At 38.1% G+C, this 13517-nt stretch carries 12 protein-coding genes; 10 read left to right on the top strand and 2 right to left on the bottom strand.

Translation table 11 applies throughout. The annotated features are described in order from the left end of the window. The 5 genes from dnaA to V0410_RS00025 all read left to right on the top strand — a co-directional run bounded on the left by dnaA (position 1) and on the right by V0410_RS00025 (position 5542). Positions 1 to 1455, top strand: a complete 1455-nt coding sequence (dnaA, locus tag V0410_RS00005) for a chromosomal replication initiator protein DnaA (RefSeq protein ID WP_002980474.1) — start codon at positions 1 to 3, stop codon at positions 1453 to 1455. 101 nt (positions 1456 to 1556) lie between these two features. After that, a complete protein-coding gene (locus tag V0410_RS00010) occupies positions 1557 to 2006 on the top strand; it encodes a low molecular weight protein-tyrosine-phosphatase (protein WP_330745776.1) in 450 nt (149 codons plus the stop codon). Positions 2007 to 2068: 62 nt separating this feature from the next. Further along, the gene (locus V0410_RS00015; protein WP_330745777.1) at positions 2069 to 2767 is read left to right on the top strand and encodes an SAM-dependent methyltransferase; all 699 of its coding nucleotides are present in this window, start codon (positions 2069 to 2071) and stop codon (positions 2765 to 2767) included. A gap of 450 nt (positions 2768 to 3217) precedes the next feature. Then, positions 3218 to 5020, top strand: coding sequence for a lytic polysaccharide monooxygenase (locus V0410_RS00020; protein ID WP_330745778.1), 1803 nt, complete (start codon positions 3218 to 3220; stop codon positions 5018 to 5020). Positions 5021 to 5164: 144 nt separating this feature from the next. Then, positions 5165 to 5542 carry a hypothetical protein gene (locus V0410_RS00025; RefSeq protein ID WP_330745779.1) on the top strand — a complete coding sequence of 126 codons (378 nt, stop codon included), beginning with the start codon at positions 5165 to 5167 and terminating at the stop codon, positions 5540 to 5542. A 62-nt stretch (positions 5543 to 5604) separates the two neighbouring features. Here V0410_RS00025 and V0410_RS00030 read toward each other — a convergent pair whose 3' ends face one another. Beyond that, positions 5605 to 6492 (bottom strand): DUF4349 domain-containing protein, encoded by an 888-nt coding sequence (locus tag V0410_RS00030; protein WP_330745780.1) that lies wholly within the window; start codon positions 6490 to 6492, stop codon positions 5605 to 5607. 142 nt (positions 6493 to 6634) lie between these two features. On the opposite strand from V0410_RS00030, the gene V0410_RS00035 reads away from it, so the two are divergent. After that, entirely contained in the window at positions 6635 to 7702 is a 1068-nt protein-coding gene (locus tag V0410_RS00035; RefSeq protein WP_330745781.1) for a DUF2891 domain-containing protein, read from the top strand. On the opposite strand, the gene V0410_RS00040 is transcribed toward V0410_RS00035, so the two are convergent. Further along, complete coding sequence (locus V0410_RS00040) at positions 7699 to 8172, bottom strand: Mpo1 family 2-hydroxy fatty acid dioxygenase (RefSeq protein WP_330745782.1); 474 nt, start codon at positions 8170 to 8172, stop codon at positions 7699 to 7701. The two genes, V0410_RS00035 and V0410_RS00040, sit on opposite strands and share 4 nt — an antisense overlap. A 74-nt stretch (positions 8173 to 8246) precedes the next feature. Between V0410_RS00040 and V0410_RS00045 the strand changes: the two genes are divergently transcribed. From V0410_RS00045 to V0410_RS00060, 4 genes are all read left to right on the top strand, one after another. Then, on the top strand, positions 8247 to 9092 hold the full coding sequence (locus tag V0410_RS00045; protein WP_330745783.1) for a helix-turn-helix domain-containing protein: 846 nt from the start codon (positions 8247 to 8249) through the stop codon (positions 9090 to 9092). A gap of 89 nt (positions 9093 to 9181) precedes the next feature. Further along, entirely contained in the window at positions 9182 to 10492 is a 1311-nt protein-coding gene (locus V0410_RS00050; protein WP_330745784.1) for a TolC family protein, read from the top strand. 22 nt (positions 10493 to 10514) lie between these two features. Continuing rightward, positions 10515 to 11630: an HlyD family secretion protein gene (locus V0410_RS00055; RefSeq protein WP_330745785.1), complete on the top strand. Its 1116-nt coding sequence runs from the start codon at positions 10515 to 10517 to the stop codon at positions 11628 to 11630. Positions 11631 to 11738: 108 nt separating this feature from the next. Beyond that, entirely contained in the window at positions 11739 to 13331 is a 1593-nt protein-coding gene (locus V0410_RS00060; protein ID WP_330745786.1) for an MFS transporter, read from the top strand. The last annotated feature ends 186 nt before the right edge of the window (positions 13332 to 13517 follow it).

Genomic DNA, 13517 nt, shown 5'->3' on the forward strand with positions numbered 1-13517 from the left:
ATGGATGACAATTTAATGATGATATGGCAGAAATGCCTTCAGTTTATGCGTGATAACCTGAACGCTGCTGAAGACAATTCTGACCTTAAAAAACTTGAAAAATCTTTCGATATGCTATTCGATAAGGTTCAGCCGCTTTCATTGGTGGCCAACAACCTTACGCTGATCGTGCCGAGTGATTTCTACAAGGAATATATAGAGGACAATTACCTGTCCTTACTTTCTGCTGCCCTGAAGAAAAATATTGGAAAAGGAGTGAAATTATGGTATTCTGTGATGGAAAACAGACCAAAAGGTGAAGAAAAACCTGTTACCATGAACATCAAGGGACAAAGCGTTCCTACTCCGAAAACACAGGAAACCATGCCGCAAGGTTTTTCTGCTAATATTGTAAACCCGTTTGTCGTTCCTGGAATTAGAAAAGTAAATATAGATTCTAACCTGAAGCCTGACTATTCGTTTGATAGTTATGTAGAAGGAGAAAGCAATAAATTTGCAGCCACTGTAGCCAGATCCATTGCCAAAAGACCTGGAGCAACAGCTTTCAACCCGTTATTCCTATATGGAGGTTATGGAGTTGGAAAAACCCACCTGGGACAGGCCGTTGGTCTTGAAGTAAAAAATCAGTTTCCTGATAAAGTAGTTCTTTATCTGTCTTCTGAAAAGTTTATCCAACAGTTTATCTCTGCGGCTAAGGCTCATAAGCAGACTGAGTTTGCGAATTTCTATCAAATGGTAGATGTACTGATTATTGATGATATTCAGTTCCTATCCGGAAAATCGGCGACACAGGACAGTTTCTTCCATATTTTTGATCACCTGCATCAGAACGGAAAACAGATCATCCTTACTTCAGATAAAGCGCCTGCAGATATTATGGATATCCAGGACAGAATTGTTTCCCGCTTCAAATGGGGACTTTCTGCAGAAATCAAATCTCCGGATCTATCTACAAGAAGACAGATCATTGAAGATAAGCTAAGCAGAGACGGAATTGTTCTTCCTGGCGATATGCTTGACTTCCTTGCTGCTGAAGCCAAAACAAATGTAAGAGAGCTTATCGGGGTTATCAACTCTGTGATTGCATACTCTACAGTATATAAGAGAGACCTTAGTCTTGAGTTGCTTAAAGAAACCATCAACAGAATTGCAGCGAACCAGAAGAAGGTGATCAATATTCCTTATATTCAGGAAGTGGTTTGTGATTATTTTGGAATCAAAAAGGAGCAGCTGCTTTCAAAAACAAGAAAAAGAGAGATTGCATTACCAAGACAGCTTGCAATGTACTTCTCCAAAGAGTTTACCAATTCTACATTTACCAAAATTGGTGAGGAAATGGGAGGAAAAGATCACTCTACAGTAATGTATGCTTGTGATACGATCAAAGACGTTTCAAAAATTGATAAAGAAATCAAGAAATACGTAAAAGACCTTACTGAAAGAATCAAACAATAAATAAGGTTGAGCTTACATAAATTAAAATGAAGGATAGTTTTATTCTTCATTTTTTATTTAGTTTTGTCGTAACAAAAGACTTTTTTTAAAAAAAACAGAATATGAAAATTTTAATGGTTTGTCTGGGAAATATATGCAGAAGTCCATTGGCGGAAGGAATTATGAAAACGAAACTACCGGATCATTATTGGGTAGATTCTGCCGGAACTATTTCAATGCATGAAGGCGAGCATCCGGATAAAAGAGCCATTAAAACTGCAGCTAATCATCATATTGATATATCGCAGCAAAGATCAAGACCTATCACCAGGAAAGATTTTGAAACCTTTGATAAAATCTACTGTATGGATGTTGATGTACTCGGAGATGTTGTTTCTAAAACTAAAAATGAAGAAGAACGTCAGAAAGTATCCTTGTTTTTAGAGGTATTGGGAGATCACAAAAATGCTGAAGTGCCGGATCCTTATTGGGGTGATATGAACGATTTTGAAAAGGTTTTCCAGCTTTTGGATGAAGGTTGTGAAGCTATTAAAAATCAATTATCAAAATAATGAGCATGAATATGCAGAATATTTCCAACACCTTCACTTAAAAAGAACTAAAAAATAATACAATGCTTTTTTTACTCCCTGCTTACTTATCAGAAAATACTTCTATCAACCACTTTTCACCTGTTGTGAAGGATTATATCATGCAGACAGATTATTTCTTTGTGGAAAATGAGAAAACTGCCCGAAAGGTTGTGAAATTTTTTGCTCCTGAAAAAAAGCAGTCTGATCTGAAGTTGTTTTTGTTAGATAAATACACGGAAAATGCAGATATTAAGGAAGCTCAGCAGCTGATGCTGAAAGGGCAGGACTTCGGATTGCTGTCAGAAGCAGGATTACCATGTATTGCAGATCCGGGAAATCTGATGGTGAAATGGTGTCATGAGAAAAACATCAGAGTGATCCCGATTTCGGGGCCTTCATCTATTATTCTTGCTTTGATTTCCAGTGGTTTTAATGGACAGGAGTTTACTTTCCACGGCTATCTTCCCATTGATAAAGGGGAGAAAAAGAAACAGATCATGAACCTGGAAAGTCTTGTACAGAAAACAGGATATTCTCAGATTTTCATGGAAACACCTTACCGGAATAACCAGCTGTTTGAAGATTTGTGTAAGTTTTTGTCACCGAATACAAAGCTTTGTATTGCAGCTAATATCAACGATCCGGAACACGAATTCATCAAAACAAAAACCATAAAAGACTGGCAGAAACAAAAACCGGAACTTCATAAAATTCCTGCAGTCTTCGTACTTGGGAAATAACTCGGATTCTTTGTGAATATAATCTACTGCTGAGAGAATGATCAATTCTCTCAGCTTTTTTATTAAATAGTTTTCAGTACTGCTTACAAATTATATAACTGACATCATTTTATATTTCCATTTTCTCTCCACCTTCTGTTACCAACCAATTCCCATGAAAAATATTTCAATAAAGTGTGATTAATTATATATTTTTTTGTATATTTATGTTTTAACATTTTGTAATTATATGTTAAGGATAAGATGTTATGAATTGTAATTTTATGTTTTAATATCAAATATTGACTAATTCATTTAGTTTAATTTGTTTTTTTTATTAAAAATTCTACAATTCAAATCATTTGATGAATTAAAGCTGTTTTCTTTTCCATTTCTTTAGTTATATCGAGGAAAAGGGTTTCAGAAAATAGTTTTACGGAAGATTGATCAATAACACCAAAATATTTAGTTATGAAGACAAGTAAATTTTTTTTTGCGCTATTGCTGATGCTGGCGATGCTGGTACCATCTTTAATTCATCTGTCTGCGCACGGATATGTATTGAGTCCTGCCTCCAGAGGATATCAGGGTAGCCTTGATAAGGCTGCACTAGGTTATTCTGCTGCATTTAGTATCTATGGATCTGTTATTAATGAACCTGGATCTCTTGAAGCCCCAAAAGGGTTTCCTGCGGCGGGTCCTGCAGATGGAAAGATTGCCTCTGCTAATGGAAGCATTGGTGGAGACACTACACTGGACATTCAGACTGCCGATCGTTGGAAGAAAACCAATATTTCCACTGGTGTGAATGGCTTTATCTGGAAATACTCGGCATATCATGCGACAGCAAAATGGCATTATTATATCACAAAGCAGGGCTGGAATCCCAATCAACCACTTTCCCGTCAGGATCTTGAGCTTATTGGAACTGTTGCACATAATGGGACACCTCCGCAGGATAATGTTTCTCATCAGATTACCGTTCCTGCAAACCGTAGCGGCTATCATATTATTTTAGCGGTCTGGGATGTAGCAGATACCACCAATGCATTTTATAATGTAATTGATGTTAACGTAACCTCCGGAACAGGAGTTTCTGCACCTGCCACCCCGACAGGCTTAGCACAGGTAGGAATAACAAGCACTTCTGCCAAAATAAGCTGGAATGCACAGTCTGACGCGGTATCCTATAACGTTTTCCGCAACGGACAAAACATTCAGCAGGTAACTACGGCTACATTCCAGGATACTGGTTTAACAGCCAATACGACATATACCTATGAAATTCAGGCGAAGGGATCTTCAGGGCTTACTTCAGCGAAAAGTGCACCACTCAATGTAAAAACAAACAGTGAAGGCACTCTTGAAAAGCCTACAGCACCCTCCAACCTGCATTCAATGGCCGTTACTGAAAACTCTGTTTCATTAATGTGGACAGCTTCCACCCATTCGCAGGGAATCAAAAATTACCAAGTATTTGAGAATGGAATTAAAGTAGGAGAGACTGTACAAACAAGCTTTTTACGAACCGGATTGGCACAGGACACAGAATATACTTATACGGTAAAATCTGTTGCAATGAACGATCAGCTTTCTGATGTAAGTAATGAATTAAAAGTCAGAACAAAAAAAATTACATCAGGAAATGGCCAGACCTACTGTGGAGCAGAGCAGTATAATGCTGCCAATGCTTATCCTGCAGCCGGAACGAAAGTTTTTTACTCCTGTAAAATCTGGAAAAACAAATGGTACGCAAATCCGGGAGAAATGCCTGGAATCAATATGGTATGGGAGGAAATAAGTACATGTACTGAAGGGACAGGCTGTGAATCAGGCGGTGCGGTTACCTATTGTGGCGCACAGGAATATAATCCTGCAAAAACATATCCAGCAGCAGGAACAAAGGTTTTCCACGCCTGCAAAATCTGGGAGAACAAATGGTACGCAAATCCGGGGGAAACACCAGGAAATAATACTGTCTGGAAAATTGTAAGCGACTGCAATGAAGGACAGAACTGTCAGACATCAGCTCTTACCAATAAAGAAAATGATCTTTCAGTAATTGTATCCGAACATATGATCAATTTTGCACCGGAAACTTATTATGCTCAAATAAGCAGGGTAGATGTCATTACCCCTCACGGACTTCAGATCATGACTTTTATGAATCCCGATAAAAACAGTATGAACATCAGCCGTCTTCAATCCGGAATCTATTTTGTGAAAATCTTTTATAAGGACGGAAAAAATAGTACTAAAACCATCAGAAAATAACAAAGACGATCTGAAATATCAAAAAAGCCGTCCATATTTTGTGGATGGTTTTTTTGGCAGAATTATAAAAATATTTAACAGCCCTTAACAAGACTATTGCATTATTCTTGTTTTTTAGTATTCATCACTTAAAATTATATGATTATGTCTGATAAAAAATTAGCAGGAATCTGGATTGATACAGAAAAAGCCATTGTAGCCAGGAATCACGATACACAAAATGTTTCTGAATTCATCCTTTGCAAACCGGTGAAAGCAGAGATACAGCACGGAAACTCCAGTGAGAATGCAGGAAATAACGCTGAAATTACCAACAGAAACAAGTTTTTTAAAGAAATTGAAAAGTTGCTGACCAATTCTCAGGAAGTGTATATTACAGGACCGGGTGTAACACAGGAGGAGCTTAAGCACTTCCTTCATGATACGGCTCAGTTCAGAGATTTGAAAATTACATTGGGAACCTCACAGAAAATGGCAGATGAAAAGGTCCTCGAAACAGTAAAAGAATATTTTAATAGTTAAATTGTAGATAATGCAATGAAAATCCGGGCATCGAAGATGCCCGGATTTTTAATAAGTTAATTTTAATCCTTTTTCTTTGATCTCCATTTTCTCCAAATAAAAATAATAACAGGAATAAGCAAAAAGAAAGGCCACAGAGAAATGATTCCAAGCATAAAGCTTATAAAACTGTTCCAGCCTTCTGTTACCGAATCTACAAAACGGCTCCCAAAACCTATTTTTGAAGTGGCGGAACTTCTCACTTTTTCTTTGTATAAATTCAAATTCAGAGTACTGTAATTCACCCGGTCATCAATAAAACGAAGTCTGCCTTCGGCCACATCAATCTCATCTTCCAGTTCACGGATATTTTCCTGGATCTCCAGCATATCTTTTGTGGTAGCAGCACTTTTAAGCATATCACGGTATTTTTCAAGATATATCTTTTTGTTGGCCAGCTTTATCGCTACATCAGTATATTCTTCAGTAACGTCATTGGATGAAATGTTTTTAGACAAAACGGTTCCAACGCCATCTGAAAAAGAATTGATCAGAGCATCAAAGTTTTTATGCGGCACACGAATGATCAGACTAAGATTATCATCCATATCCGTATTTTGAAACTCCTCTTGCTGGATATAAGCATTGTTTTTTCTGATGATTTCATTCACCTGGCTCTGTGTCTTTTTAATATCACCCACCTGAATTTTCATATCTCCGTTTTTGATGATTTTTTTGGAGATCGTATCTGTTTTTTTAGGGGTATAAACGTCCTTGTTGGTGCCATTTTCATCAGAAACTACCTTTTCAGAGATAGGAAGTGGTGGAGGAGGAGGCGCCGCTGCAGGAGAAGGTGCTCTATCTTCAGTTATAACTTCCATCAGGTCGGCTTTCGCTTCATGTTTTTCGCCGCCTGATTTGCTGCAGTTGATCAGAATAAGACCTGATAACAGGAAAATAATTTTCTTCATAAGTTAGTTAGTTTTTATGAGTATGATCAAAAAGTGTGCACAAAACTGATGATGGGTAAGATTGATTAAAATTTAAAAATAATTCGCTGTAAAACCGATCTGAAAATTGCTGAGACTGCTAAATTATTTCTATTTTTAATTCATGAAAAAAAGTCTTTTAGCATTAGCATTTTCTCCATTTCTGATGTATGCCCAGGAAGCTCCGAAACTTACAGACGAAATGGCGATGAAATTATCCGATAAACCTCTTCACTGTATCAACCAGGAGTATCCTAATAAAACTGCCCATATCATTAATAACGCAGGCGAAGTTTCTTTAACTCCAAAAGATCTTCACCCTAGTTTTTATGGATGTTTCGACTGGCATAGCTCTGTTCACGGGCATTGGATGCTGACGAGACTTTTGAAAACGAAACCCAATCTCTCCAATGCCAAAGAGATTGAAAAAATTCTGGATGAATCATTTCAAAAAGAAAAACTTCAGACAGAAGCAGATTACTTTACAAAATATCAGCTGACAGGAACTTTTGAAAGAACCTATGGCTGGGCGTGGATCTTAAAGCTGGATGAAGAACTCACAACCTGGGATCATCCGAAAGCTAAAATATGGCACCAAAATCTGAAACCGCTGACAGATCAGATCCTGAAATCATGGAAAACTTATCTTCCAAAGCAAACGTATCCTAACAGAACCGGAGTTCATCCTAACACGGCATTTGCCATGTCTTTTGCCATCGACTGGGCAAGAGCCAATAAAGATAAGGAGTTTGAAAGCCAGTTGACGGAAAAGGCAAAATACTTTTTCTTGAAAGAACAGAAAACACCTGCTTATCTGGAACCGGACGGATCCGATTTCTTTTCGCCAAGTCTTGAAATTGCAGACCTGATGCGAAGAGTGCTTCCTCAAAAAGAATTTGTACAGTGGCTGAATGCTTTCTATGAAAAAAGAAGTCTGGAAAATGTTGAAAAAATTCCTGTAGTAAGTGATCTGAGCGATTACCAAACTGTTCACCTTGTAGGACTATCTTTTTCTAAAGCATGGTGTATGAAAGGAATTTCAAACGCACTTCCGGCTAATCATCCCCTGAAAAAAGATTTTAAGAAAACAGCAGATGTATTTCTCAATAATGGATTACCATTACTTTTTCAGGGAAATTATGGAGGAGACCACTGGCTGGCCAGTTTTGCGGTATATGCGCTGGAAGATTAATATCTGATTCCTGTCTTTTTAAGAACAAAGCCTAAAAGCCATATGGGTCCTATCAGAAGAAACTGGAGATCTTTAAGGAAAGTAGGCTTTTTTCCTTCAATTTTATGCCCGATAAACTGAAAAATCCATGTGATGATAAACACAGAAAGGTAAACCATCCATGATTGTCTTCCGAAACTAATATTGGTGAGATAAATGAAATGTTCCATGATAAGCATAATCACGATCATTATGAGAGCGATCAATAAAGACAGCCTTATATAGAACAGGGTGATCAGAATAATCACAATAAGGCTTACGATACTGGCACATCCGAAATAGGAAGCGCAGAAATGAGGGGAAGGAATCAGGGAGGCAAACCCCAGAATCGTCCAGAAAATTAAGGGTACACAAATCCAGTGAATGAACTTGTTGGTCGGATTTCTATGGCTTTTACTGTATTCTGCAAATAATAGATCAACCTTTCTCATACTAAAGGGAAATTGGATTCCTGCTAAAATAATAAAATTTTGTAATCACTGGTAAGATTGCTTACATTTGTCTTATGTCTGCCCTGGAAAAATTTGGCGTTGATATTTTTACCGAACATAATATTTTCGAGCGAATCGCTGTAGGTAAACCGTTTCGTCCCGAAAATCCTGCATTTATATTTATTAAATCAGGAACTATAAAACTTCGCCAGCACTTCAGTGATCTGGAGGTTTCTGCCAATATGTTTATGGTAACCGATCCCCAAACCATTTATGAAGTGGTGGGAGTGACTGATGATTTTCAGTCGAGAATGGTTTCTTACAAAAGAGAATTTATTTCTGCCTTATCATTAAAATTCAACCGTCTGATAACATATCGGTATTTCAGACAGCAGATGAATAAAGGAGTTCCTTTTCCTGAGGATGAAATGGAAGTCGTATGGAAAAGTGTCAATTTCCTGAAATATATCCTGGATTCTGATACCGAAATGCTTTATAAGAAGGAAATGGTAGAGCACCTTTTTTCTGTTTTCTGCTATCAGATGGCAGGAATTATTTCCAAGGAGGATAACAGCTCTATGAACCAGATGTCCAGACAGGAAGAAATTGTATTTGTCTTTCTTACCGATCTTGCAGAGCATCACCTTACTGAAAGAACTGTTGAGTTCTACGCCGAACGACAATCAATTACAACCAGACATCTTTCTTCTGTAGTAAAGACCATTACGGGAAAATCTGCAAGTCAGATCATTGCTTTAATTGTCATTAATGAAGCGAAAGTGCTCTTAAACTCTTCCAATAAACCGGTTTCGGAGATTTCCGCTATTCTCGGATTCAGTGATCAATACTCATTTTCTCATTTTTTTAAGAAGCATCTTGAGGTAAGCCCTAGACAGTACAGACATCAGTTCGAAAACTAAAATCTTACATTTGAACATCTTTTTCCAAAAATCAAACATTTGATTGATTTTGTTGCTGACCTAACTTTGCATCTGTAAAACAAGGTAAAATGACAAAGAAAATAAAAACAGCACTATCTGTATTGATAGCAGCTTTTCCTGCGCTGTTTTTTTCACAACAGATCAAACAGATGACCGCAGGTGAGGTGGCGGAACTCGCTGTTCAGAATCACCAGCAACTCAAAGTCTCCGCACAGAATATTGATATTGCAAAACAGCACACCAATGTGGTTAAGCTTCAGAAACTTCCCACAATTACGGCTTCTACAAGCCAGTTCTATTTAGGAGATGCAGTAGCCATTGATAAAGATTTTTCGAATTCCACAAACGTTCCGATGCCGCATTACGGAAGTTCGTATGCGGTACAGGCAACACAGCTGATCTTCAAAGGAGGATTGGTGAATAAGTCCATCGAAATGGCAGGGCTTCGCGAACAACTTTCCGAACTGGATTTAGAGAAAAACAAACAGGATGTGAAATTTTTAGTGATTTCCAACTATCTGGATGTCTATAAAATCATCAATCAGGAAGAAGTATTTCAGAATAACAAAAAACTGGCTCTGGAACGTCTGAAAAATATCCAGAAGTTCTATCAGCAGGGAATGGTAACCCGAAACGAAGTGATTCGTGGAGAATTGGCTATCAAAAACCTGGACCAGGGAATTCTTACCCTTACGAATAATAAGAAAATCCTTAATTATAATCTGAATATTGCCTTAGGATTATCTTCTGACACGGAGATTGTTCCTACAGAAAGTCTGGAGACTAAAGAATCCGGAATTGGCATGGAGTATTATACAGATCTTGCACACGAAAGCAATCCTTTGCTGAAATCTGCTCAAAAAAACATTGCGGTAGCAGATAAGAATATTGAAATCATCAAAACAGACAATTCACCTACGCTGGCCGGATTTGGCGGATATACGCTGCAAAGACCGATCACGACGAGAAATCCTGTTTTGGATATGTATTCAGGGGGCTGGCAGACTGGGGTTTCTCTGAGCTACAACATCGATACCCTCTATAAAACAAAAGAAAAAGTAAAATTAGGGGAATTGCAAAAGAATCAGGCAAATGATGCCATGACTCTGGTGCAGCAGAATGTAGATATGGCAGTGAATGCAGCCTATACCAAATATCAGGAAGCGATTCAGCAGGCAGATATTCTGAATGATTCCAAAAGACTGGCGGAAGAAAACTACAAGATTACGGAAGCCAAATATCTGAATCAGCTGGCCGTGCAGGCGGAAATGATTGATGCACAGAACCAGAAACTGCAGGCGGAGCTTGATTACGCCAATGCTGAAATCAATGTTTTATATCAGTATTACAACCTTTTGAAATCTACAGGAACACTTTAATTTAAAACTGAAAATCAACACAATGGAAAACAAGGGACAAACCACTCAAAATACAACATCTACTCCGGCAGCATCTGCTGCAGAGAATAAGAAAAAGAAAAATAAAACCAATAAAATCAGAGCCATTATATCCAATATCATCGTTTTTCTGGTGATCGGTTTCGGATTATTCTGGTTAATACGCGAATATTTCCATATCGGAAGCAAAACCTATACGGAAGCGGCACAGGTAGAAGAATTCATCAATCCTATCAATACCAGAGTTTCTGCCTATATCAAAGAAATTAAGTTTATTGAACATCAGCGTGTAAAAAAAGGAGATACTTTGGTCATCCTTGACGACCGTGAAATTCTTACGCAACTGGGACAGGCTGAAGCCGCTTATCAGAATGCTATGGCTCAAAAAACAGCTACAAGCTCTTCTGTGAACACGGTTTCCAACAATATCAACGTGATGCAGTCCAATATCGCAGGCGCAAAAGCAAGATTGTGGAATGCTGAACAGAATCTAAACCGATATAAAAACCTTTTGGCAGCTGAAGCCGTTACGAGACAACAATATGATCAGGTGAAGACAGAATATGATGCTCAGAAGGCTGCTTATGAAACCTTAGTCAATCAAAAGCAATCTGCAAACCTTTCTACAGCTGAAGTAAAAAGCAGATTGGGAATCAATGATGCTGAAATTAAAAGAACAAAATCTGCTTTGGACATGGCGAAGATCAATCTTTCATATACTGTTATTACAGCGCCTTATGATGGAGTAATGGGAAGAAGAACAATTTCTGAAGGTCAGCTGATCCAACCAGGACAGCAGGTTGCAACAATCGTTCTGAACGGTCAGAAGTGGGTAACTGCCAACTTCCTGGAAAGCCAGATGCCGAATATCAAAGTAGGAGAAAAAATTTCTATGACAGCGGATGCTTTAGGAGGGAAAAAATTCGAAGGAATTGTGACTGCTGTTTCAGCGGCTACCGGATCAAGATACTCAAGCGTGCCTACGGACAATTCTACCGGAAACTTTATCAAAGTACAGCAGAGGATCCCTGTAAGAATTGAGTTTACAGCTTCCAACAAAAAAGAAGATCTGGATAAGCTGAGCGCCGGAATGAATATGAATGTAAATATCGGCCAGTAATTTAAAAATTTAATCATTGAAAGATTAAAAGATTAGAAAATACACAAGTTAAGCTGAAAACTTCAGTTACTAACTTCTAGTTTCTAACCTCTAACTTCTAAATTCATCATGTACAACAAAGGATTATATAGCGACTGGGTACCCAAGCCCGTACAGCTGCTGCTGATTGTATTACTGCTTGCCGTGGTAATGCCCATCGGCGGGGTGTATACGGGAAATATCAGTTCTCTGGTAAGTGGTACCGGCGCCATGACAGAATATTTTATGTGGGCCAATTACGCCACTACCATTGGGATGGGAGCTTGCATGCCTGTTGTCCTGAGAATCAAAATGAGATTCAAAGTAAGGGACAAAATGGTGTTGCTTCTGGTACTTTTAGGGTTGCTGAGCTATGTGAACGGGACTACTTTACAGCCAATGATTTTTATTTTTACTTCTTTAATGATTGGCTTTATGAAAATGATGGTTACCATAGAACTGTTTCTGCCATTAATGGTTATGATCGGAAATCGTGGAGTATTTTACGGAGCTTTCTATACCTTCGTTCTTGTCATGAACCAGGTGGCAACCTATTATGCCGCTGAGTTTGCTCTTCTTTACAACTGGCAGCAGTTCTATCTGCTCACAGCAGTTTTATGCTTTATTTTAGCATTGATACACTGGATTTTTATGCATGACAAATATTTTGCATTAAAAGTACCGCTACATTATATTGACTGGCTGAGTATTTTGCTTTTCATTTCAACATTCATGTTTTCGGCTTATGTGTATTCATTTGGAAGACAGCAGGACTGGTTCAACTCCAGGAACATCATCTATGGAAGTATTGCAGCTTTTGTCAGCTTTGCACTGCTTTCTATCCGTCAGCTGACTTTAAAACGACCCTACCTTTCGTTTAAAATTTTCACAAAAAATAATGTGCAGCACGGTTTGTTCATGCTTTTCTGGCTGGGAATGTTTCTGGGAACAGCTTCTATTCAGAATACGTTTGCGGTAGGAGTTTTGGGATATGATCAATTGACCAATACCAGGCTGAGTCTACTGATGATCCCCGGAATTATCTTAGCCGGAGCTCTTGCTATTTTCTGGTTTAAAAAAGAAAAGCCATTGAAAATGTATATTTTTTCCGGTTTTGCCGCTATGGTTGGATATGCTATTATTATGTACTTTTCCATGGTGCTGGAGTTCAGTTATGACAACTGGTATCTGCCCATGTTTTTAAAAGGCTACGGAATGTGTTCATTGTTTATCTCCGTATGGTTTTATACGCTGGATAAGCTTGAAATGGATGAAATGCTGGCAGCTATCGGACTTGTTCTGGTTTGGAGAACTTTCCTCGCTGTAGGAATCTTTTCGACCCTGTACTCTTGGTTTCAATACCGTTTTCAGGTTACGGCAATAGGAGATCTTGCCGTTTATATGGACGGAATGACGGTGACTCCTCAGAATGTAGCAGCCAATATGAAAGCCATTCAGCTTAATGCCATTATTATTGCCACCAAGAAGATATTCGGATATATTATTTTAGTCGGATTTGGAGTACTGATTTATGTTGCGACTCATCATTTCGGAGCAAAACGATTCCAATATTTCAGATTTGTAAGAGTTCTTGGCGGTAAATCGGTCATAGCGAGAAGAAGACTTCGCGAAAGAAAAAAAATATTAGAAGAAATAAAAGATGCTGCAGGACCTGCAGTATAAAAAGAAACCTTGTTTTTACCAGTAAAATCCTGGTCCTTCGTTGGGCTGGGATTTTACGTTTTTGCTAGGGAAGCTGGATACTGGAAGAAGGAAGTTCTAAAAGACGATTTATAACTATTTGTTTTAACTTAACATTTTTATTCCAAAAGAGGTTCTTAAAACTTATCTTGATTTACAGGTCATCAA

Origin of the sequence: Chryseobacterium sp. CP-77 (genome assembly GCF_036362765.1) — a bacterium.
GTDB classification, from domain to species: Bacteria; Bacteroidota; Bacteroidia; order Flavobacteriales; family Weeksellaceae; genus Chryseobacterium; species Chryseobacterium cupriresistens.

Coding starts and splice junctions, on each gene's coding strand:
- V0410_RS00055 (WP_330745785.1), top strand. CDS start 10,515: ATGGAAAACAAGGGACAAACCACTCAAAATACAACATCTACTCCGGCA.
- V0410_RS00020 (WP_330745778.1), top strand. CDS start 3,218: ATGAAGACAAGTAAATTTTTTTTTGCGCTATTGCTGATGCTGGCGATG.
- dnaA (WP_002980474.1), top strand. CDS start 1: ATGGATGACAATTTAATGATGATATGGCAGAAATGCCTTCAGTTTATG.
- V0410_RS00030 (WP_330745780.1), bottom strand. CDS start 6,492: ATGAAGAAAATTATTTTCCTGTTATCAGGTCTTATTCTGATCAACTGC.
- V0410_RS00060 (WP_330745786.1), top strand. CDS start 11,739: ATGTACAACAAAGGATTATATAGCGACTGGGTACCCAAGCCCGTACAG.
- V0410_RS00050 (WP_330745784.1), top strand. CDS start 9,182: ATGACAAAGAAAATAAAAACAGCACTATCTGTATTGATAGCAGCTTTT.
- V0410_RS00010 (WP_330745776.1), top strand. CDS start 1,557: ATGAAAATTTTAATGGTTTGTCTGGGAAATATATGCAGAAGTCCATTG.
- V0410_RS00015 (WP_330745777.1), top strand. CDS start 2,069: ATGCTTTTTTTACTCCCTGCTTACTTATCAGAAAATACTTCTATCAAC.
- V0410_RS00035 (WP_330745781.1), top strand. CDS start 6,635: ATGAAAAAAAGTCTTTTAGCATTAGCATTTTCTCCATTTCTGATGTAT.
- V0410_RS00045 (WP_330745783.1), top strand. CDS start 8,247: ATGTCTGCCCTGGAAAAATTTGGCGTTGATATTTTTACCGAACATAAT.
- V0410_RS00025 (WP_330745779.1), top strand. CDS start 5,165: ATGTCTGATAAAAAATTAGCAGGAATCTGGATTGATACAGAAAAAGCC.
- V0410_RS00040 (WP_330745782.1), bottom strand. CDS start 8,172: ATGAGAAAGGTTGATCTATTATTTGCAGAATACAGTAAAAGCCATAGA.